At 65.6% G+C, this 22,204-nt stretch carries 20 protein-coding genes; 16 read left to right on the forward strand and 4 right to left on the reverse strand.

The genetic code is table 11. From position 1 onward, the window contains the following. On the forward strand, window positions 1–1,287 hold a 1,287-nt coding region (dacB, locus tag ACH107_RS00005), incomplete at its 5' end, for a D-alanyl-D-alanine carboxypeptidase/D-alanyl-D-alanine-endopeptidase (RefSeq protein WP_412504128.1). Between the two features lie 62 nt (window positions 1,288–1,349). Here dacB and ACH107_RS00010 read toward each other — a convergent pair. Further along, a complete protein-coding gene (locus tag ACH107_RS00010) occupies window positions 1,350–1,766 on the reverse strand; it encodes a tellurite resistance TerB family protein (protein ID WP_310692183.1) in 417 nt (138 codons plus the stop codon). A gap of 116 nt (window positions 1,767–1,882) precedes the next feature. On the opposite strand from ACH107_RS00010, the gene ACH107_RS00015 reads away from it, so the two are divergent. From ACH107_RS00015 to ACH107_RS00025, 3 genes are all read left to right on the forward strand, one after another. Further along, window positions 1,883–3,523 (forward strand): lysine--tRNA ligase, encoded by a 1,641-nt coding sequence (locus ACH107_RS00015; RefSeq protein ID WP_412504129.1) that lies wholly within the window; start codon window positions 1,883–1,885, stop codon window positions 3,521–3,523. A 58-nt stretch (window positions 3,524–3,581) separates the two neighbouring features. Next, complete coding sequence (locus ACH107_RS00020; protein ID WP_412504130.1) at window positions 3,582–3,977, forward strand: DUF4864 domain-containing protein; 396 nt, start codon at window positions 3,582–3,584, stop codon at window positions 3,975–3,977. A gap of 124 nt (window positions 3,978–4,101) precedes the next feature. Next, complete coding sequence (locus ACH107_RS00025) at window positions 4,102–6,390, forward strand: glycosyl hydrolase family 28-related protein (RefSeq protein WP_412504131.1); 2,289 nt, start codon at window positions 4,102–4,104, stop codon at window positions 6,388–6,390. A gap of 69 nt (window positions 6,391–6,459) precedes the next feature. Here ACH107_RS00025 and ACH107_RS00030 read toward each other — a convergent pair whose 3' ends face one another. The 3 genes from ACH107_RS00030 to ACH107_RS00040 all read right to left on the reverse strand — a co-directional run bounded on the left by ACH107_RS00030 (window position 6,460) and on the right by ACH107_RS00040 (window position 8,711). Continuing rightward, entirely contained in the window at window positions 6,460–6,684 is a 225-nt protein-coding gene (locus ACH107_RS00030; RefSeq protein ID WP_310691767.1) for a hypothetical protein, read from the reverse strand. Between the two features lie 152 nt (window positions 6,685–6,836). Then, window positions 6,837–7,898: an ABC transporter ATP-binding protein gene (locus tag ACH107_RS00035; RefSeq protein WP_412504132.1), complete on the reverse strand. Its 1,062-nt coding sequence runs from the start codon at window positions 7,896–7,898 to the stop codon at window positions 6,837–6,839. A 21-nt stretch (window positions 7,899–7,919) separates the two neighbouring features. Further along, window positions 7,920–8,711, reverse strand: coding sequence for an IclR family transcriptional regulator (locus ACH107_RS00040; RefSeq protein WP_412504133.1), 792 nt, complete (start codon window positions 8,709–8,711; stop codon window positions 7,920–7,922). 177 nt (window positions 8,712–8,888) lie between these two features. Here ACH107_RS00040 and ACH107_RS00045 point away from each other — a divergent pair, with 177 nt between their 5' ends. The 12 genes from ACH107_RS00045 (at window position 8,889) to ACH107_RS00100 (ending at window position 22,073) form a co-directional block, all read left to right on the forward strand. Continuing rightward, a complete protein-coding gene (locus tag ACH107_RS00045) occupies window positions 8,889–10,118 on the forward strand; it encodes an ABC transporter substrate-binding protein (protein WP_412504167.1) in 1,230 nt (409 codons plus the stop codon). 122 nt (window positions 10,119–10,240) lie between these two features. Next, entirely contained in the window at window positions 10,241–11,167 is a 927-nt protein-coding gene (locus tag ACH107_RS00050; RefSeq protein ID WP_412504134.1) for a carbohydrate ABC transporter permease, read from the forward strand. A gap of 17 nt (window positions 11,168–11,184) precedes the next feature. After that, window positions 11,185–12,033, forward strand: coding sequence for a carbohydrate ABC transporter permease (locus ACH107_RS00055; RefSeq protein ID WP_310691763.1), 849 nt, complete (start codon window positions 11,185–11,187; stop codon window positions 12,031–12,033). Continuing rightward, on the forward strand, window positions 12,030–13,373 hold the full coding sequence (locus tag ACH107_RS00060; RefSeq protein WP_412504135.1) for an alpha-glucosidase/alpha-galactosidase: 1,344 nt from the start codon (window positions 12,030–12,032) through the stop codon (window positions 13,371–13,373). The genes ACH107_RS00055 and ACH107_RS00060 overlap by 4 nt, the downstream gene beginning before the upstream one ends. A 22-nt stretch (window positions 13,374–13,395) precedes the next feature. Further along, a complete protein-coding gene (locus ACH107_RS00065; RefSeq protein WP_310691761.1) occupies window positions 13,396–15,111 on the forward strand; it encodes an IlvD/Edd family dehydratase in 1,716 nt (571 codons plus the stop codon). Continuing rightward, window positions 15,111–15,878: an SDR family NAD(P)-dependent oxidoreductase gene (locus ACH107_RS00070; protein WP_412504136.1), complete on the forward strand. Its 768-nt coding sequence runs from the start codon at window positions 15,111–15,113 to the stop codon at window positions 15,876–15,878. Before ACH107_RS00065 ends, ACH107_RS00070 begins: the two co-directional genes overlap by 1 nt. A 20-nt stretch (window positions 15,879–15,898) precedes the next feature. Then, window positions 15,899–16,807: a 2-dehydro-3-deoxygalactonokinase gene (locus tag ACH107_RS00075; protein ID WP_412504137.1), complete on the forward strand. Its 909-nt coding sequence runs from the start codon at window positions 15,899–15,901 to the stop codon at window positions 16,805–16,807. Then, window positions 16,804–17,409: a 2-dehydro-3-deoxy-6-phosphogalactonate aldolase gene (locus tag ACH107_RS00080; protein WP_412504138.1), complete on the forward strand. Its 606-nt coding sequence runs from the start codon at window positions 16,804–16,806 to the stop codon at window positions 17,407–17,409. The genes ACH107_RS00075 and ACH107_RS00080 overlap by 4 nt, the downstream gene beginning before the upstream one ends. Window positions 17,410–17,432: 23 nt before the next feature. Then, window positions 17,433–19,334: a beta-galactosidase gene (locus tag ACH107_RS00085; protein ID WP_412504139.1), complete on the forward strand. Its 1,902-nt coding sequence runs from the start codon at window positions 17,433–17,435 to the stop codon at window positions 19,332–19,334. A 293-nt stretch (window positions 19,335–19,627) separates the two neighbouring features. Next, window positions 19,628–20,389: a hypothetical protein gene (locus ACH107_RS00090; protein ID WP_412504140.1), complete on the forward strand. Its 762-nt coding sequence runs from the start codon at window positions 19,628–19,630 to the stop codon at window positions 20,387–20,389. 69 nt (window positions 20,390–20,458) lie between these two features. Then, window positions 20,459–21,736, forward strand: a complete 1,278-nt coding sequence (locus tag ACH107_RS00095) for a hypothetical protein (protein ID WP_412504141.1) — start codon at window positions 20,459–20,461, stop codon at window positions 21,734–21,736. Between the two features lie 94 nt (window positions 21,737–21,830). Further along, window positions 21,831–22,073 carry a hypothetical protein gene (locus ACH107_RS00100; RefSeq protein ID WP_412504142.1) on the forward strand — a complete coding sequence of 81 codons (243 nt, stop codon included), beginning with the start codon at window positions 21,831–21,833 and terminating at the stop codon, window positions 22,071–22,073. Window positions 22,074–22,204 lie beyond the last annotated feature (131 nt).

Below are 22,204 nucleotides of genomic sequence, written 5' to 3' on the forward strand. Positions count from 1 at the left end.
CGCCCGGGGCTTGAGGAGGTCATCGCCCGCGCAGGCCTTGGGCAGGGCGGCGTCGCGGGGGTCGAGATCCGCGACCTGGAGACCGGCGCGCCGATCGCCTCGGCGGCATCGGAGGCGGCACTGCCGCCGGCCAGCGTCACCAAGGCCCTGACCTCGCTCTATGCGCTGGAGGTGCTGGGCGGCGATCACCGTTTCACGACGCGGGTTCTGGCCACCGGCCCGGTCCGTGATGGACTGGTCGCGGGCGACCTGATCCTGGCCGGTGGGGGCGATCCGACCCTGACCACCGATCACCTTGCCGAGCTTGCCGGCGCGCTCGCCGCACAGGGGATCACCGGGATCACCGGGCGGTTCCTATGCTGGGGCGGCGCGCTGCCGCATATCGAGGAGATCGAGCCAGGCCAGATGGACCACCTCGGCTACAACCCGGCCGTCAGCGGGTTGAACCTGAACTTCAACCGGGTGCATTTCGAATGGGCGCGCAAGGGGCGCGACTACGAGATCACGCTGGACGCACGCACCGCGCGCTATCGCCCGGATGTCGGCATGTCGCGGGTGCGGGTCTCGGCCCGGTCGCACCCGGTCTATGCCTACGAAGGCCCGGACGACTGGACCGTGGCGCGCGCGGCCCTGGGCGAGGGCGGGGCGCGCTGGCTGCCGGTGCGGCGGCCCGCGCTTTATGCGGGGGATGTCTTTCGCACCCTCGCGCGGGCGCAGGGGCTGCGCCTGCCCGGCCCGATCGAGATCGAAAGACTGCAAAAGGCGACTGAACTGGCCCGTCACGACAGCGCCACGCTGCGGGTGATCCTGGCTGACATGATGAAATATTCCACGAACCTGACCGCCGAGGTCTGCGGGCTGGTGGCCACGCGGGCGCGGCTGGGCCGCCCGGTCGGGATGCATACATCCGCCGCCGCGATGTCGACCTGGTTGCGGCGGACCTATGGAAACGGCGCACGGCTGGCGGACCATTCCGGGCTGTCCGATGCCAGCCGGATCAGTGCCGCCGACATGGTGCAGGTGATCCTGGCCGACGGCGCCGGGGGCGACCTGCGCCCGCTGCTCAAGCCCATCCCGATGCGGGGCGACCGGCGCCGGCGCATCCCGGATCACCCGGTCACGGTGGCCGCCAAGACCGGCACATTGAATTTCGTGAGCACCCTTGCGGGCATAGTCACCACGCCTGACGGGCGCGACCTGGCCTTTGCCATCTTCACCGCGAACCTGGATCTCCGGGCGGCGGGCCAGGCGGCGGGCAACGAGGTGCCCGAGGGCGCGCGCGCCTAGAATCGCCGGTCACGCACCCTGCAACAGCAGATCCTGCAACGCTGGGGGCTGACATAAGCGGGTTAGAGCGTCAAGTGCCGCGCCCGCGCGCCGCGCTCGATCGCGGCGGCGTGCAGCCGGTCGAGGTTGAATTCATAGCGGATTTCCTCGAGCAAGCGCAATTCGGACTGCGGGATGTCGCCATCGGCGGCGGCCACGTCGCAGGCCAAGGCATAGGCCGTCTCGTAAAGATGCTCCGGCAGGGCATCGCGGACCAGGCCAAACAGGGCATCGAGGCCGTCCTCCTGGCTGAACAGGTCAAAGACCACCGCCGAGACCTTGCTGATCTTGTCGGCGTCGTAGTCCCCGAAGACAGGCAGATGATTGACGGTGCTGGTGATCTTGACCAATTCGGCGGTGCGGATATCCTCGTCACTGGCCGACACCGCAACCATGATAGCAACAAGGGCGTCCTGGGCGGTCAGGGGGGCGGGGGCCATGGGGCGATCTCCTCTGTGCGATGGCCCCGCTTTATTGACGCTTTCGCGGCACTGCAATAGGACGCATGGCGCGTCGGCCACATCGGGCCGATCCCATCCCACAGGAAAGCCAAGACATGTCCGATCTGCGCGACGCCGCGATGACTGCGAAAGCCTGGCCCTTTGAAGAGGCGCGCGCGCTGCTCAAACGCGTGCAGGCCGCGGGCAAGTCCGAGGTGGTGTTCGAGACGGGCTATGGCCCCAGCGGGCTGCCGCATATCGGCACCTTCGGCGAGGTGCTGCGCACCACCATGGTGCGCCGTGCCTTCGAGGCGATATCGGATATCCCCACCCGCCTGATCTGCTTTTCCGACGATCTGGACGGGATGCGCAAGGTGCCCGGCAATGTGCCGCAACAGGACATGATGGCCGAGCATCTGCACATGCCGCTGACCGCGGTACCCGATCCCTTTGGCACCCATGACAGTTTCGGGGACCACAACAATGCCATGCTGCGGCGGTTCCTCGATACCTTCGGCTTCGAATACGAGTTCTACTCGGCGCGGGACTTCTACCAATCCGGCCGGTTCGACGCGGTGCTGCGCCGTGCGGTCGAACGCTATGACGACGTGATGAAGGTGATGCTCAAGTCCCTGCGCGAGGAACGCCAGCAGACCTATTCCATTTTCTTGCCGATCCATCCGGAAACCGGGCGCGTTCTTTACGTGCCCATGAAAGAGGTGAACGCCGCCGACCATACCATCACCTTCGACGACGAGGCGGGCCGCGAATGGACCCTGCCGGTGACGGGCGGCAACGTGAAGCTGCAATGGAAGCCCGATTTCGGCGCGCGCTGGGCGGCGCTGGGCGTGGATTTCGAGATGTACGGCAAGGAACATGCCACCAACACGGCGATCTACGACCGCATCTGTGAGGTTCTGGGCGGACAGAAGCCCAACCATTTCACCTACGAGCTGTTCCTCGACGAGAACGGCCAGAAGATCTCCAAATCCTCGGGTAACGGCATCTCGATGGATGAATGGCTGTCCTATGCCAGCACCGAGAGCCTGTCATATTTCATGTATCTCAAGCCCAAGACGGCCAAGCGGATGCATTTCGACGTGATCCCCAAGATGGTCGATGAATACCACCAGCAGCTGCGGGTCTATGCCACGCAGGACACGGCCCAGCGGGTCAACAACCCGGTGTTTCACATTCACGGCGACAAGGTGCCCGTCTCGACCATGGTGGTGCCCTTCTCAATGCTGCTGAACCTGGCCGCCGTGTCGAGCGCCGAGGACAAGGACAAGCTCTGGGGCTTCATCCAGCGCTATGCGCCCGAGGCAAGCCCCGAGGCCAACCCCGACCTGGACCAGGCGGCGGGCTTCGCGATCCGCTATTACAACGACTTCGTCAAGCCGACGCGCCGGTTCCGCCTGCCGGATGAGGCCGAACGCGCCGCATTGGAAGAGCTGATTGCCTGCCTGCGCGACGAGGCCCGCGCGCTGGACGTCATCGCCCGCAAGAACGCGCAGGAGGGCAAGGACACCCCCCTGCCGACGGTGGACTGGCACGACGACGAATTCCTGCAGTCCATCGTTTTCGCCATCGGCAAGACGCACGGGTTCGAGCCGCTTCGCGCCTGGTTCGCCACGCTCTATGAGGTGCTTCTGGGGGCCAGCCAGGGGCCGCGGTTCGGTGGGTTCATCGCCCTCTACGGGATCGAAGAAACCGTTGCCCTGATCGAAAGCGCCCTGCGCGGCGACCTGGCCGCGTGAAACCAAATCCCCGGTTCGTCCGTATCTACCATGGATCGGACAAACCGGAGGGTTCCCCATGCGACGCCTGCTGACTGCCGTTTTCCTGCTGGTCGCCGCACCCGCGGCCGCACAGGAGGCCGAAATTCAATCGGTGATCGAGGGCCAGATGCAGGCCTTCCAGGCCGGGGACCCTGCCGCGGCCTTCGAATTTGCCAGTCCGATGATCAAGGGGATGTTCGGCAATCCGCGCACCTTCGGCATGATGGTCCGGCGTGGCTATCCGATGGTCTGGAACAATGCCGAGACGCGGTTCCTGGAATTGCGCGAAATCGACGGCGCGCTCTGGCAGAAGATCCGGATCAGGGACGAGGCCGGCGGGGTCTACCTGATGGACTACCGCATGGTGCAGACGGAAAACGGCTGGCAGATCGACGGCGTGGTGGAACTGCCGGCCCCGGACGTGGGCGTCTGAGCGGCCCGCCGTTGCGTCGCCGGGGCTGACACCGTCACGGTGGGCCAAACCCATGTTTACGCCCCTGCCCTACCCCTTTGCCCAGCCACAGGGTTTCGATCGGCGCGGCCGGGAAAGGGGAAACATGAACAAGGTGATTACCGACGGGCTGGTGCTGATGCCACCGGCCTTCGCGGACGGGCTGGATGTCTGGTCCAGCGGGGACGGCACGCCCGGCTCGGACACATATGCCGGGTCGGGTAGCGGCGTCTTCGTTCCCGCCGACCAGGACTTCGGCGGTTGCATCGAGATCGCCAAGACCAACGCGGTTCAAAAGCTGCGCTACATGGGCGAGACGCCGATCCTGCCGGGCTGCTACCTGCGGGTGACGGCAAGGGTCAGGGCGGTCTCGGGCGCGCTGCCTTCGGTTCGGATTGCCGGCTTTCCGCTCTGGCCGGACGGTTCGGTTCTGAGCGGGGTGACCAAAGAAGGCCCCGAAACCACGCTGACCAATTATGGCGAGGTGGTCGAGATCAGCGCCATCCTGGGTACCGGCCCGCGCGGCGGGGTCGACATGGTCTGGTCAAAGGCCGGCTCGGCCCATATCGGCCTGGACCTGACCGGACCCAACGGCGGGCTGGTCCGGGTGGATGACATCCGGGTCGAGGATGTCACGCGGGCCTTCCTGCGCGACATGATGGGTGTCGTCGACGTGCGCGACTACGGTGCCGTGGGTGACGGCGTCACCGATGACCACGATGCCTTCGAGGCTGCCGACAGCAATGCCGCCGGGCGCGAGGTGCTGGTCTCGGCGGGGTCCTATTTCCTGGGCGACAACGTCACCATCCAGAACCAGATCCGTTTCGAGGGAACGGTGACCATGGCGGCCGAGCACCGGCTGGTCCTGCAGAAGAACTTCGACTTTTCCACCTATGCCGATGCCTTCGGCGACGAGGAACTGGCCTTCAGAAAAGCGTTCCAGGCGCTGCTGAACTTCTCGGATCACGAGTCGCTGGATCTCGGTGGGCGGCGCATCAACCTGTCGGAACCGATCGATGGCTTTGCCGCGGTGGTCAACAAGTCCGCCTTCGAGGTGCGCAGCGTGATCCGAAACGGCCAGTTGCAGCCCGACCCGGGCGCGGCCTGGGATACCGAGGTTGTCACGGCGCAGGCCAGCTATTCGATCAGCCGCGCGCGGACGCTCACCAATGTCGCCAATGCCACCTCGATCCCGGTCGGATCGCTGGTCAGCGGCAACGGGGTGGGCCGCGAGGTCTACGTCAAGGACGTGGACGTGGCCAGCCAAGAGGTCACGCTGTCCTCGTCTCTGTTCGACGCCGAAGGCACGCAGGAGTTTACCTTCACCCGCTTCAAGTATCTGCTCGATTTCACCGGCTTCGAGCGGCTTTCGGCGCTGGAGCTGGAAGACATCGACTTTCACTGCCGCGGCAACGCGTCGTGCATGATCCTGGCCCCGGACGGCCATTCCATGCGGGTGCGCAATTGCCAATTCAACAAGCCGAAGGACCGCGCCATCACCAGCCCCGGCAAGGGCTGCAACGGGCTGGATATCTTCGGCTGCATCTTCAATTCGAACGAACAGTCGCTGCCGCTGACCCGGCGCAGGACGCTGTGCTTCAACATCAACCACAACGACGCGACGGTCCGCAACAATCGCGCGGCGCGGTTCCGGCACTTCGGTCTTCTGGGCGGCAACGGCAACCTGATCACCGGCAATCACTGGTACCTGGGCGACGACGACTCACAGGGCGTGCGGCAGGCGGGGATCGTGCTGACCTCGCACAACAGCGTCTCATCGATCACGGCGAACTACTGCGACAACAGCTTCATCGAGGTGACAAACGAACACGACGCCCACCCCGACGCGCAGAACGAATACACCTTCGGCGGGCTGACCATCACCGGCAATATTTTCGTGTGTTCCGACGTGGCCCCCTGGTTCAGCTGGATCGTTTTCAAACCCTACGGGCAGAACCATTCGATCCAGGGGCTGGCGGTCACGGGCAACGTGTTTCGCACCTACAGCGGCAACATCGACCGGGTCGAACATATCGACACGACCTATGCCGGCATGGACTACAATACCATGCGCAACATCACCTTCTCCGGCAATGCCTTCAACGGCATCGCACAACAGGTCCGGAACCCCTACAGCGACGTCCATGTCCAGCAGACTGCCGACAGCGTCTGGATCGTGGACACGGGGTCGTTCCTGCCCTTCGGCGGCTGGACCCGCACGGTCGAAAGCGTCGAGCCGGTGCAGGCGATCACCGACACCTCCGGTCGGCCGGTGTTCCACCAGCCCTATATCGACCCGGTCAATGGGGCCAACACGCACCAGTTCCGGGTCGTTTGGCCCGAGCCGGTCAAGGGCAAGATCCGTTTCTGCGTGCGGATGGACAACCCGGCCTGAGGTCCGGCCCCTGCAACGGAAAAGGCCCGCCGGGCGGCGGGCCTCTTTCGCGTCCGACCGGCGTGCCGGTCAGATGTAGTAGAGATCCTTGAAGACGTGGTGCGCGATGCGATCGCGCGCGATGCCCATCTCTGCGAGGTCGGCATCGGACTTGGCCTGCAACGCCTCGATCTGGCGGCGGCGGCCTGCGCGCGACCCATGCGCCTCGGCAGCCGTCCAGAAGGCGCGGGCGAGGCTGCGCAGCATGTGACGCGGGCGCGGGGTGGCAAAGGATGTGTCGGTCATGTCGGCCATGGGAACCTCCGTATGGCGTTTGCTCGGGTTCCTCCCCCGTCAAGCTATAGGCTCTGACCGCCCTGCGCGCCACGCATGTTTGCGCATTCTCGCCATGCGCTGACTGCAAGCCGGAGCAGGGATGGCCCCTGCAATGCCGACGGCCGCGAGGGTCAGCGCAGACGCGCGCCCGTCTCGCCATCGAAGAACATCGCGTCGGCCGTCTCGAAATCCAGCGTAACGGTGATGCCCTCTGTCATCGGCGCGTTGTCGCGGCTTTCCACGATGATCCTCTCGCCGCCCGGCGGGATCAGGTAGTCGTAGGACACGCCGCCCAGACGCTCGCGGATATCCAGCCTGATCTCGCTTTCGCCCGGCGTGATCTTCAGGTGCTGCGGGCGCAGCCCCAGGTGCACCGGCTTGCCCTCGGCCGGAAGCGCGACGGGCGCCTCGATCAGGCGGTTTCCGAGTGACGGGACCCGCAGGCCGTCGCCCTCGACCACCCCTTCGATGAAATTCATCGACGGCGAGCCGATGAAGCCGGCGACGAACTTGTTGTCCGGGTCCTCGTAAAGCTGCATCGGGCTGCCGACCTGCTCCACGCGTCCCGCGCGCAGCACGACGATCTTGTCGGCCAGCGTCATGGCCTCGACCTGGTCGTGCGTGACGTAGATCATCGTGGCGCCGATGTCCTTGTGCAGCCGGGCAATCTCGACGCGCATGTCCACGCGCAACTCGGCGTCGAGGTTGGACAGCGGTTCGTCGAACAGGAACACCTCGGGGCCGCGCACGATGGCGCGGCCGATGGCGACGCGCTGGCGCTGGCCGCCGGACAGGGCCTTGGGCTTGCGGTCGAGATAATCGTCCAGTTTCAGGATGCGGCTCGCCTCGGCCACCTTCTCGCGGATTTCGGCCTTGGGGTGGCCGGTCATGCGAAGGCCAAAGCCCATGTTTTCCTCGACCGACATATGCGGATAGAGCGCGTAGGTCTGAAAGACCATGGCCACGCCGCGGTCGGCGGCGTCCACGCGCGTGACGTCGCGCGGGCCAATGTGGATCTTGCCCGAGGTTGTTTCCTCCAACCCCGCGATCATCCGCAGAAGGGTGGACTTGCCGCAGCCCGAGGGGCCGACAAAGACGCAGAATTCGCCGTCCTCAACGGTCAGGTCGATGTCATGGATCACTTGCGTGGGGCCGTATTTCTTGACGGCCTGTGTCAGGGTTACGCCAGTCATCGGGGTCTCCTCCTTGGGCGGTCAGTCCGGAAACTGCCAGTTCTCGGCAGCCCCGGCGATCTTCTGGGCGGTTTCGGTCAGGGCCGGGCGCAGCTGTGCCAGCCCGTCCAGCGTGTTGCGTTGGGTCGAGGCGGTGATCGACAGGGCCCCCATGACGCGGCCCGCCGACGACAGGATCGGAGCGGCGATGCAGATGATGCCCTGCTCGTGCTCCTCGCGGTCGAACGAGACGCCCGCGGCGCGGATCGCGGCGAGGTCCTGCGTCAGGGCCTCCGGCATTGTCAGGGTCCGGGCCGTGTGGGCAAAGAAGGACTGCATGTTCACCGCCTTCTCGCGCTCGTCGGGCGGCAGAAAGGCCAGCATGGCCTTGCCCACCCCGGTGCAGTAGCCGGGGCCGATCTTGCCCGCCTCGGAAAACATCTCGACCGGGCGGCGCGCGTTGCGCTTGTCCACGTAGAGCACCTGGCCCTCGTCCATCTGCGCGAGATGGATGGTCTCGCCCACCTGTTCGGAAAGGGCATCCACGTAGGGCCGTGCAATGGGCGCGAGCGAGCTTTGCTGCCAGGCCGCATGGGCAAGACGGACCAGGCGCAGACCCGGGGCATAGGTCTGCCGGGTCTCGTCATAGACCAGCATTCCCTGGCTGGTGAGCGTCTGAAGCAGCCGGTAGAGTGTCGCCTTCGGGTGATCGGATTCGGCCAGAAGCTCGGCAAAGCGGGCGGGGCGGCCCTTTGCGGCGACGCGATCCATCACGTCAAGCGCCTTGCCGACCGTGCCATCCGCATGGCCGCCATTCGTCGTCTGCCGGTTCATCTGCGCCCCTGTCCTCCCTTGCCCGGTCGTCCCGATCCGGCTGTTGACTTTCCTAACCCGAATCCCGCATAGTTTCAATAGTTGGAATTGAGTTCCATTATTTGGAATATTCCGGCGCTGCATTATGGGAGGACACCAATGCTCAAGAAAATCACTTCGGCAGCCGTTGCGCTGACGATGACCACCGGCCTTTCCGGCCCCGTCTTCGCCGAGGCGCATGCCGATCTCGAAGGCACCCTTCGCATCATCTCGGACATGTCGAACCCCGCCCCGCGCGAGGTCATGGAGGGCTTGGCGGCCGATTTCGACGAGATGCACCCGGACCTGACGGTCGAGCTGGATATCGTCGACCGCGAAGCCTGGAAGAGCCAGATCCGCAACGCGCTGTCGGCCAATCCGCCGGACGTGGTGAACTGGTATGCCGCCAACCGGATGGGGCCCTACGTGGAGTCCGGCCTGTTCATGGACATCACCGACTGGTGGGATGCCGGCGACTTCGAAGGGCTCGAGTCCGTCAAGGGCGCGATGACCATGGACGACAAGCAATGGGGCGTGCCCTACACTTACTACCAGTGGGGCATGTATTACCGCGCGGATATCTTCGACGAACTGGGGCTTGAGGAACCCGAGACCTTTGAACAGGAAATCGCCAACTGCGAGGCGGTCCTCGAGTCCGGGCGCAAGTGCTACACCATCGGCACCAAGTTCCTCTGGACCGCCGGCGGCTGGTTCGACTACCTGAACATGCGCACCAACGGCTTCGACCATCACATGGCACTGGCCCGCGGCGAGTTGTCCTGGACCGAGGACGAAGGCGTTCGTCAGACCTTCGAGAACTGGCGGACCCTGATCGACATGGGCGCCTTCATCGACGACCACCAGACCTACAGCTGGCAGGAGGCGCTGCCCTTCATGGTGGGCGGCGAGGCCGCGGCCTACCTGATGGGCAACTTTGCGGTGCCGCAGCTGCGCGATGCCGGGCTGGGTGACGATCAACTCGATTTCTACCAGTTTCCCGCGATCAATCCCGATGTCGATTTGGCTGAGGACGCGCCGACCGACACCTTCCACGTCGCCTCGGGCGCGCAAAACGTCGAGGCTGCCCGCGAATTCCTGAAATTCGTGACATCCCCGGACGTCCAGACCCGCATCAACGGCCCCGACGCGCTGGGGCAGCTGCCAGTCAACGCCCAGTCCTCGGTTGCGGATGACAAGTTCCTCCAGCAGGGCTTCACCATGCTGTCGGAGAACGCCACAGGCGGGATCACCCAGTTCTTCGACCGGGATTTCCCGGCCGAGATGGCTTCGATCGGCATGGAAGGCCTGCAGGAGTTCATGGTTTTCCCTGACAACCTGGATGACATCCTGGTGCGTATGGAAAGCGCCCGTCAGCGCATCTACGACTGATCCGATACCGGCCGGGGCCCCGCGACAGGGGCCCCGCGCCACCCGCATCCCATCCGCAAGCCCGCCAGAGGGTTTTCGCATGTGTTGCCCGCGGCCAAGTTGCCGTGCCCAGAGGAGACGCCATGACCTTGCCCACCGATCCGCCGACCCAGACCTGGCTGCAGCGCCACCGGATGATCATCACGCCGCTGATGTTCCTGCTGCCCGGCGTGGCATTCTTCGCGGTCTATGTGATCTCGCCGATCTTGCAGAGTTTCTACATCTCGACCTTCGAGTGGAACGGTCTTGGCAGCCTGTCCGAACAGGGCGAATTCGTCGGCATGCAAAATTACCGCGAGTTGATGGCGGACCGGAATTTCGAGGTTTCGTTGTGGAACAACGTCAAATGGCTCGTGCTCTACCTGCTGGCAATTCCCGGCGGGCTGTTCATCGCGCTGTTCCTCAATCAGACCATCGCCGGTATCCGGATCTACAAGTCGCTATTCTTCTTCCCCTTCGTCATCAGCCAGGTCGTTGTCGGACTGGTCTTTTCCTGGTTCTACCTGCCCAACGTCGGCTTGATGAACGTGGTTCTGGGCTGGTTCGGGAGCGAAGTGAACATCCTCGGCAATCCCGACCTTGCGACCTATGGCATCATCGCCGCCGGGCTGTGGCCGCAGACGGCCTATTGCATGATCCTGTACCTGACCGGGCTGAATGCCGTGGACCCCGAACAGATCGAGGCCGCGCGGCTGGACGGGGCCAAGGGTGTGCGGATGCTCTGGCACGTGATCCTGCCGCAGCTTCGGCCCGCGACCTTCATCGCCTTCGTCGTAACGATCATCGGCGCGCTGCGGTCCTTCGACCTGATCTCGGTCATGACCAATGGCGGGCCCTTCGGCTCCACCCGCGTGCTGTCGTTCTACATGTTCGAGAAGGCGCTGTCGGAATACGGGTTCCGCATGGGCTATGGCTCGGCCATCGCGGTGATCCTGTTCCTGATCATGCTGGTCTTCATCAGCTACTTCCTTTGGACGATGTGGCGTGACGAACGCGCCGCGCGACACTGAAGGGGAAAGGGCAAGACATGTTTCCGACACCCATCGAAAAACGGTCGCGCGCGGCGCAGATCACCTATCAATCTCTGGTGCCCCTGGCGCTGATCCTCTGGCTGCTGCCGCTGATCGCGGTGGCGCTGTTCTCGGTCCGGCCGGGGGTGGACTTTTCCAACGGCAATTACTGGGGGGTGCCCTCGTCCTTCGAGTTGTTCACCAACTACGGCATGGTCTTTTTCGAGAGCGACATGCCGCGCTACCTGTGGAACTCGGTGCTGATCACCGTGCCTACGGTGATCGGCGCGGTGGCGCTGTCGTGCATGACCGGTTTCGCGCTGGGCATCTACCGGTTCCGGGGCAACTTGCTGATCTTCTTCATGTTCATCGCGGGCAACTTCGTACCCTTCCAGATCCTCATGGTGCCGGTGCGCGACCTGACGGTGGATGTTGGGCTCTACGATACCAAGATGGGGCTGGTGCTGTTCCACATCGCCTTCCAGACCGGGTTCTGCACGCTCTTCATGCGCAACTTCATCCGCGCGCTGCCCTATGAGTTGATCGAGGCGGCGCGGGTCGAGGGCGTGAAGGAATGGCGCATCTTCTGGTATATCGTGCTGCCGCTGATGAAGCCCGCCATTGCCGCGCTGTCGGTCCTTGTCTTTACCTTCATCTGGAACGACTACTTCTGGGCCGTGGTCCTGACCCAGGGACCGGATGCGCAGCCCGTCACCGCCGGGATCACCAGTTTCAACAGCCAGTTCGTGGCGCAGTATCACCTGATGAGCGCGGGCAGCCTCGTCGCGGCCCTGCCGCCGGTGCTGATGTTCTTCCTGATGCAGCGCCACTTCATCGCAGGCCTCACACTCGGAGCCGTCAAATGACCAAACTCACCTTCATCGGCGCAGGGTCAACGATCTTCATGCGCAACATCGTCGGCGACATGCTGCACTTCGAAGCGCTGCGTGACGCCGAGATTGTGCTCATGGATATCGACGAGGCCCGCCTTGCCGAGTCCGAACACCTGGCGCGCCGCATGATCGCCACCATGGGCAGCGGCGCGACCGTGACCACCCATACCGATCAGCGCCGCGCACTGGCGGGGGCCGACTTCGTCGTGACCGCTTTCCAGATCGGCGGCTACGATCCTGCGACGATCACCGATTTCGAGGTGCCCAAGGCCTACGGTCTGCGCCAGACCATTGCCGATACGCTGGGCGTTGGCGGCATCATGCGGGGGCTGCGCACCGTGCCGCACCTCTGGCGCGTGGCCGAGGACATGACTGCGGTCTGCCCCGACGCGCTGCTGATGCAATACGTCAATCCCATGGCGATCAACACCTGGGCGTTGGCCGAAGCCTACCCGCATATCCGGCAGGTGGGGCTGTGTCATTCGGTGCAGAATACCGTGCAGGAACTGGCCCACGATCTGGGAATGGCCGAGGGCGATATCCGCTACCGCGTCGGCGGGGTGAACCATGTCGCCTTCTTCCTCCGGCTGGAGGATGCACAGGGTGTCTCACTCTATCCCCGTCTGCGCGAGGGGTACCGCGCCGGACGGCTGCCCAAGGCGCCGCTCTTGATGCCGCGCTGCCCCAATACGGTCCGCTACGAGGTAATGGACCAGTTGGGGTATTTCTGCACCGAAAGCAGCGAGCACTTTGCCGAATACGTGCCGTGGTTCATCAAGGCCGGCCGCGAGGATCTGATCGAGCATTTCGGCATTCCGCTGGACGAATACCCAAAGCGCTGCGTCGAACAGGTGGCCGAGTGGAAGGCGCAAGCGGCCGACCTGGCCCAACAGGCCAGCATGGCGGTTCCCAAAAGCCACGAATTCGCGGCCGAGATGATAAATGCGGTGGTCACGGATCAGCCTTTCACCGCCTATGGCAACCTGCCCAACCGCGGCCAGATCCCGCAACTGCCCCCGGGCGCGGCGGTGGAAACGCCCTGCCTCGTGGACGCCAACGGCGTGCAGCCCTCCGTGGTGTCGGACATTCCGCCGCAACTGGTCGCCCTGATGCGGACCCAGATCAACGTGCAGGAATTGACCGTCCGCGCGCTTGTGGACGAGGCGCCGGAACACATCTACCACGCCGCCATGATGGACCCGCACACCGCCGCCGAACTGGACCTGCGCCAGATCAGGGCGTTGGTCGATGATCTGCTGGCGGCCCATCACGCCGGGTTGCCCGCCTGGGCGCAAGTGAAGAAAGCGGCCTGAGGGCCAGAACGGACAAGGACCCATGACCAAGACAAGACGCAGCGCCGCCTGGTATGGCAAGCTCGACCGCGACGGGTTCATTCACCGATCCTGGATGAAGAACCAAGGGTTCCCGGACCATGCCTTCGACGGGCGGCCCATCATCGGTATTTGCAACACCTGGTCGGAACTGACCCCCTGCAACAGCGGCCTGCGCGAGCTGGCCGAGGGCGTCAAACGCGGCGTCTGGGAGGCCGGCGGTTTCCCGGTGGAATTCCCCGTCATGTCGCTGGGCGAGACCCAGATGAAGCCTACGGCGATGTTGTTCCGCAACCTGCTGGCCATGGACGTCGAGGAATCGATTCGCGCCTATGGCATCGACGGGGTGGTTCTGCTGGGCGGCTGTGACAAGACAACGCCGGGGCAGTTGATGGGCGCGGCAAGCGTCGATCTGCCCTCGATCGTCGTCTCCTCGGGGCCGATGCTGAATGGCAAATGGAAGGGCAAGGACATCGGGTCCGGCACGGATGTCTGGAAATTTTCGGAAGCGGTGCGCGCGGGCGAGATGACCCTGCAGGATTTCATGGCCGCCGAAAGCGGCATGTCGCGCTCCAAGGGGGTCTGCATGACCATGGGCACGGCAAGCACCATGGCGTCGCTGGTCGAGGCCATGGGCCTGTCGCTGCCCACCAATGCCGCGCTGCCGGCGGTGGACGCGCGGCGCATGGCGCTGGCGCATCTGACCGGCAAGCGCATCGTGGAAATGGTGGACGAGGATATCAGGCCCTCGGACGTGCTGACCAAGGACGCGTTCCTCAACGCGGTGCTGGCCAATGCCGCCGTGGGCGGGTCCACCAACGCAGTGGTGCACCTGCTGGCGCTGGCCGGGCGCGTCGGCGTGGACCTGACGCTTGAGGATTTCGAACAGGGCAGCGAGATCCCCCTGCTGGTGAACTGCATGCCCTCGGGGCAATACCTGATGGAGGATTTCTGCTATGCCGGCGGGGTGCCGGTGGTGCTGCGCGCGCTGGCCGAACAGGGGCACCTGAAGCGCGCGAAAACCGTGCTGGGGGGCGATATCGGCGCCTATGCGCAGGGGGCCGAGTGCTACAACACCGACGTCATCCGGCCCTACGAGGCCCCGGTCAAACCCGCCGCCGGTCTGCGGGTTCTGCGCGGCAACCTCGCGCCCGAGGGGGCCATCGTGAAACCCTCGGCAGCCACGGATGCCCTGCTGGAACACGAGGGCGAGGCGTTCGTGTTTGAAAACATCGAGGACATGAAGGCCAATATCGACCGCGACGACCTGCCGGTGACGCCGGAGACGATCCTCGTGCTCAAGGGCTGCGGGCCGAAAGGTTATCCGGGCATGCCCGAGGTGGGCAACATGCCGATCCCGAAAAAGCTGGTGCAGCAGGGGGTGCGCGACATGATCCGCATTTCCGACGCGCGCATGTCCGGCACCGCCTATGGCACCGTCATCCTGCATGTCTCGCCCGAGGCGCAGGCCGGCGGCACCCTGGCGCTGGTGCAGACGGGCGACCGCATCCGGGTCTCGGCCGGCACCGGGCGGCTCGACCTGCTTGTCGAGGAGGCAGAACTCGAGACCCGCCGCGCGAACTGGCAGCCCGACCTGCCCGATTACACCCGCGGCTATGCGAAACTCTACATCGACCACGTGCTGCAGGCCGACCGGGGCGCGGACCTGGACTTCCTCGTGGGCAAGGACACCCGCCCCGTGACAAGAGAGAGCCACTGATGAACACCGCCACCTTTCACGACCTCGACGGCGCCTCCGTCTTCATCACCGGCGGCGGGTCCGGCATTGGCGCGGCCCTGACCGAGGGTTTCCTGCGGCAAGGGGCGAAGGTCTCTTTTGTGGGCCGTTCGGACGCCAGTGAATTCGTCGACCGGATGGAACGGGATACCGGCAACCGCCCGCTGTTCGTGCAGTGTGACATCACCGACATCCCCGCGCTCAAGGCCGCGATGGAAAAGGCGGCCACGGCGAACGGCCCGATCCGCGCCCTGATCAACAACGCCGCCAACGATCAGCGCCACACCGCCGACGAGGTCGACGAAGCCTTCTGGGACTGGATGATGGCGATCAACCTCAAGGCCTATTTCTTTGCCTGCCAGGCGGTCCTGCCGGGCATGAAGGCCATGGGCGGCGGGTCCATCGTCAACTTCAGCTCGGTCAGCTACATGATGGGCAACGCGGGCTATCCGCTCTACACCACGGCAAATTCCGGCATCAACGGCATGACCCGCAGCCTGGCCCGGGAATATGGCCCCGACGCCATCCGCGTGAACGCGCTGGCGCCGGGCTGGGTGCTGACCGACAAGCAGCTCGAGCTTTGGGCCGAGCCCGAGGCGCTGGCCGCCCATATGGACCGGCAGTGCCTCAAGGAGCATCTGAAACCGCAGGACATCGTGGAAGCCACGCTTTTCCTGGCCTCTCAGTCCAGCCGCATGATGACCGGACAGGCCATGGTGGTTGACGGTGGCGTCGTGGTGACGGGGTAATGCGTGACGCGGAGGGTGACATGACACCGGAATGGCTTGCCGTGGACTGGGGCACGTCGCACCTGCGGGTCTGGATCATGGGGCCGGACGGCGCGGTGCTGGATCAGCGCCAGTCCGACCGGGGCATGGGCAACCTGTCGAGCGGCCAGTTCGAACCGGCGCTGCTGGCGCTGGTTGGTGACGCGCTGCCCCGGGGCGGCACGGTGCCGGTGATCGTTTGCGGCATGGCCGGCTCACGGCAGGGCTGGGCCGAGGCCCCCTATGCGGCGGTGCCCTGCGCGCCGCCGTCGATCGTATCGGCCGTCCCGGTCGAGACTGCCGATGCGCGTCTTTCCGTCTTCATCGTGCCCGGGATCAAGCAGGTCTCGCCGCCGGACGTGATGCGCGGCGAGGAAACCCAGATCGCCGGGTTTCTTGCCGACACGCCCGGCTTCGACGGGGTGCTCTGCCTGCCGGGCACGCACACGAAATGGGCGCACATCAGCGCCGGCGAGGTCGTGAGCTGCCGCACCTTCATGACGGGCGAGATCTTCGCGCTGCTCGAACAGGCCTCTGTGCTGCGCCATTCAGTGACCGGAGGCGACTGGGATGCCGGGGCCTTTGCGACGGCGGTCGAGGATGCCATCTCGCGGCCCGCCACCGTGGCGGCCGAGCTCTTTTCCATCCGTGCCGGAGCGCTGCTGGAAGGCACCGGGCCGGGACCCTCCCGCGCCCGGCTTTCCGGGCTGTTGATCGGCATGGAACTGGCCGGGGCGCGGCCCTACTGGCTGGGCCAGGATATCCGCGTGGTCGGCGCGGGCGGGATCGCCGGGGCCTATCATGCCGCATTGGCCGCCCAAGGTGCCAGCGTTGCCACCGTGGCCGGCGAGGGCATGGCCCTGCGCGGGCTGCGCGCGGCCCATGACACCCTGCGCGAGGCCGCCCAATGACCCGAGACATCATCGCCATCCTGCGCGGCGTGCAACCGCACGAAGCCGTGCCGATCACCGAGGCGCTGATCGCAGCCGGCATTTCCCGCATCGAGGTGCCGCTGAACTCGCCGGACCCTTACGACAGCATCGCGCGCATGATCGCCCATGCCGGCGACAGCGCGACAATCGGGGCGGGGACGGTCCTGGACACCCAGGCGGTTGCGCGGCTGGCCGGGATCGGCGCGGGGATGGTGGTGTCGCCGGATACCAACCCCGAGGTCATCGCCGCGACCAAGGCCCAGGGCATGGCGTCCTTTCCCGGGGTCTTTACCGCGACCGAGTGCTTCACCGCCCTGCGCCACGGCGCGGACGGCCTGAAATTCTTTCCGGCCTTCAAGCTGGGGCTCGACGGGTTCAAGGCCCTTTCGGCGGTGCTGCCCGATGCGGCCGCCACATATGCGGTGGGCGGCGTCGGACCGGCCGACTTTGCCGCGTGGCGTGCGGCCGGGATCACCGGCTTCGGGCTGGGCACGACCCTCTACAAGCCTGGATTTGATGCCGCTCGCGTGGGCGATCTGGCGGCAGAGGCCGTCGCCGCCTACGACGCAACCCGTTCCTGAAACCCGATACCCCCCGAGGCCCCATGCAGCGCACGCTTGGCACTTGCTACTATCCCGAACACTGGCCCGAGGAGGTCTGGCAGGACGATGCCGCCCGCATGGCCGAGCTGGGGCTGACCTGGGTGCGGATCGGGGAATTCGCCTGGGGCCGGATCGAGCCCGCGCCGGGCGATCTGCACTGGGACTGGCTGGACCGTGCCATCGAGGTGCTGGGGCAAGCGGGATTGAAGGTGGTCCTTGGCACGCCCACTGCCACGCCGCCGCGCTGGGTGGTGGACAAGCATCCCGACATGCTGGCCGTCGATGCCGAGGGGCGTCCGCGCAGGTTCGGCTCACGTCGGCACTACTGCTTCAGCCACGCGGGCTATCTTGACGAATGCCGCCGGATCGTCACGCTCATGGCCGAACGCTATCGTTCCAACCCCCATGTCGCGGCCTGGCAGACCGACAATGAATACGGCTGCCACGATACCATCCTGTCCTATTCCGAGGCGGCCCGATCGGCATTCCGCGACTGGCTGGCGCAGCGCTATCAATCGCCCGAGGCGCTGAACCGCGCCTGGGGCAACGTCTTCTGGTCCATGGACTATGCCAGTTTCGACGATGTGGATCTGCCCAACCTGACCGTGACGGAACCCAACCCGTCGCATGCGCTGGACTTCCGCCGGTTCAGTTCGGATCAGGTGGTGCGCTTCAACAAGGTGCAGGTGGATATCCTGCGGGCGCAGTCAAAGGCACCGATCGCCCACAACTACATGGGGCGGGTCACGGATTTCGATCACTACAAGGTGGGCGATGATCTCGATATCGCGTCCTGGGACAGCTACCCGCTTGGCTTCCTGGAAAATGTCGTCGGGGCCGAGGATGCGCACAAGCGCCGCTACAACCGCCAGGGCGACCCGGATTTCCAGGCCTTCCATCACGACCTCTACCGCGCCGTGGGGCGGGGCCGCTGGTGGGTGATGGAACAGCAGCCCGGCCCGGTGAACTGGGCACCCTACAATCCCGCCCCGCTGCCGGGCATGGTGCGCCTCTGGACGTGGGAGGCCTTTGCCCACGGGGCCGAGGCGATCTGTTATTTTCGTTGGCGCCAGGCCCCCTTTGCCCAGGAACAGATGCACGCAGGCCTGCTGCGGCCCGACAGCGCCGAGGCCCCCGCCATGGAGGAGGCCCAACAGGTCGCTGCCGAGATCGCCGAAGCGCCGGAGGTGCAGCCTGTGAAGGCCCCCGTGGCCTTGATCTTCGACTACGAGTCCGACTGGGCCTGGGAGGTGCAACCGCACGGTGCCGGGCTGTCCGGCTTCGGGCTGGCGTTCGACTGCTACCGCGCCCTGCGCCGGGCCGGGCTGTCGGTGGACATCGTCCGCCCAAAGGCCGCGGCGCTGACGGGATACAAGGCCATCTTCGCGCCGGGTCTGATGATCCTGCCCGAGGACCTCAAGGCGGCGCTTCTGGCCAGTGACGCTCAGGTGGTGCTCGGCCCCCGCGCCGGAGCGCGCACCCGCGACATGGCCATCCCGGCGGCCTTGCCGCCCGATCTGCCGGGGATCGACCTGCGGGTCGCCCGAGTTGAGTCCATGCGCCCCGACATGCCGCTGCCCCTGGCCGGGAGCGGGGCCATCTTGGGCTATCTCGACGAGATCGAGGGCACGGGCGCGACCATTCTGGAAACCGCGACAGGCCAGGCCGTGGCGCAACGCTTCGGGTCGCTGACCTATCTGGCAGGCTGGCTCGACGGGGCCGGGTTTGACAGGCTGGTCAATGATATCGCCGATCGCGCGGGGCTGGCCGTGCGGCCCATGCCCGAGGGCGTCCGCATCCGCGACACGGACACCGAGCGGTTCTGGTTCAACTACACCGATAAAACGGTACCGACCGAGGCCGGGGATCTGCCCCCCGCAGGGGTGCTGCGGCAGACCCTCTGAGCGGCCCCGTCTTGGGGCGGCGCGGTGGCCGGTTACCTGTGGCCCGTGTTTGCCCGCGCCAATGGCAGCCGGTGCGCGCCCTGCACCGCGCTACGCCCGATCTCGGCCCCGCCACGACGCGGCGGCTGAACACGGCCCCGCGCCCCTTCATTTGGACGGGGCGCGAGGCGGGCCACCGTGGCACCAGTTTGCCTGTGTCGCGGGGCTGGCGTTCGGCAGAGGATCGACTTGTCGGCATCGCAAACGCGGCCCCAGAAGGCCGGATGTGGATTTGGATTATGCGGGAATGACCCATGAAACATTGTATGCACCCCTTGATCACGGCGGTTGTCCTGGCGCTGCCTGTGCAGGCGGCGGGCGAGCCCAAAGTCTATCTGGAAGTCCTGCGCCTGACCGATCCGGCCCCCTCTGCCGATCTGGCCGATCCCTACACGGCGATTGAACTGGCGATCGAGCACCCCGGGATTTCGGGGCTTGCGGAGAGCGCACGCGTGACGCGCGCAAGCGACGATACGGGCAAGAATCTTATGGCCGGTGCAGGTCCCTTTGATCGGAATTTCGAGGAAGAGGGCTATTTCATGCGCCACCAAATCACCCATAACCCCGAAAAGGGATGGATTCGTGTGCCGCTGATCTTGCCAGGTCTTCCGCATCCGGATGCAACGCGGCTCGAGATCGGGATGGACCTGGATATCGACGTCATGGACGACGGTACGCGGAGTGTTCTGATCGAGGATGTCGATTTCTCTGAGGTTCCGGGATGGGGCGTGGAAGTGGATGTCGAGGGCGCGCGCATGACCTGCCGCGACGAGCGCCGCGAACGGCCGGAGGATGAACCGCTCAAACTCGTGTGCGCGATGCGCGAAGGCAGTCTGACGGGTGTCGAGGCCTTGACCGGCGGCGCCGCGCCCGAGCCCGCCGACCCGCGGGCGAACCTGGTGATCGCCGGGCCGCGCGATGCCGTCGATCTCGAGGTCACCCTGCCGCAGACGCGGGTCGAGGCCATGCCGGTGACGCTCCGGTTCGGCCTTGGCTTGCAGGGCCGTGGCGACTGAACCGCGCGGCGGGCAGGTCGCCAGGCACACGTCAGGATTTGACCAGACAAGACGACGGAGACATCCCGAATGCTTTTTTACTCCCTTTCCATTGCCGCCGCGTTGCAGGTCACAGCAGTCACCGACCTGCCCGATACGGCCCTTGAGGCGGGCACGCCCGGTGCGGCGCAGAACGCATCGCCGTCCTGCCCCGCGCCCGGGTGCGGGGCCTTGCATCTTGCCCAGGCCGCCGGCGGCGGCACAGATGCACCCTTTCAAATCGATCCCGCGCTGCGCGAAGAGGTCGTCGGGCTTGTCGCCGACACAATTGGGCTGCCCAAGGCGATGGCCGGGGACTACCTGCACGCGCCGCGTACTCTGCCAGGAACGGGGCCAGGCGACACGCCCGCGGGCGCCGATGCCCGCCATGCGGAGGTCTATGCTTTGCTGGACGACGACGGGCACGTTCTGCCGCTTTCGGTCCTCGAAGACACCGACGCGGAGACCAGGACCGACGTGTTCGATCCCTGTGCGCCGCTCTCGCCGGTGCCGCGGGGCACGCAGGCCGCGCGCCACCTCAAGGTCAGCGTCCTCAGCCCCGAACAGGCCGAGCTGACCCTGGTTCAGGTCGACCTGTTCGACATCCGGACAAACCTGATCGAACGGTCGGTCATCGGCCGCACCAACGGATCAGGACCGGCGAGCCGGGCCGCGGCCATGGCGCAAGCGTGGGAGGAACTTGGCCCGGTCGTGCGGCCGCCACGAGACCGCCAGCCGCAGACGGTGAACGTGGACCCGCCCGCCGCGCCAGAAACCTGCAGGGTGCGCATGACCGTGTCGCCCGAAGACTTTACCATGACGCATACGCCGGACGGCGATTTCACCGAATACAACCATCCAGGGCCGGGCGCGACCTATATCGGTACGGATCGCATGGCGATGCTGGATCCCGGCGGACGGGGCTGGGTCGAATTTCCCAGTTATATGGGCGAGATGATGCGTGGCGGTCCGGAAGAGGCCGGACCGATGGACTTGTTCGATCCGGGCGAAGTCGATGAAAGCCTCTACATGGCACGGATGCCGCGATACCTGGTCGAGGCGCTCGGGTGGCAGCGGATGCTGTCAAATCGTGCCCGGCTGGGCATGGAGGACGACGCGGCGTTCGATCTGGACACGCCCTGCCCCGATGCCCAGTCGGGCTGCGCAAGTCTGCGCGTGCGCTTGCAGGACGGCGCGGATTCCTTGACCTATTCGGGCACCATTCTTTATGATGCGCGGCGCCGTGTCGTTCGCCTGCCGCTCGACGATGGAAGAGTGATCGCCTTTTCCTATGGCGACCTCGACATGGGACGGCCGCCGGGCTGGTGACGATGTTCGCGGATCATTGGACCCGCCGCGCCTCGTGTTCAAAGGGGATGGGTCGCGGGGGACCATCCTGCCTCCGCGGGCGCAGGATGGCACGATGCGCCTGGCCGAAATTGCGATAGTTGACCATCAGGGTGATCAGGCCGCGAAACATGGCCGGAAATCCTGCGCGCCGGGCGCAGCGGTTGCGATAACCATGTCGCGCGCGCGCGCATCCGCGTCGGCTGGCCCTGCGCGTGTGGCAGGGGCCAGTACGATGGCGAGCGCGCACCGAGTGGCGAAAGTGGTCGGCAGCATCGTCGAAGCTGCGAAAAGCCATGGCTTCAGCGTCGCAGTTTGATATATTCTTCGACGGACCGCCCAATCCGGAAGAGCGGGATTTGGAAGACAATCTGCCGATCGTCGAAAGGAGTCGTGCCGTGGATCGACCCACGCAACGGTGCGCACGTACGCCCATGAGGTTGTCAGCTC

The sequence above is a fragment of the Roseovarius halophilus (ex Wu et al. 2025) genome, assembly GCF_047086965.1.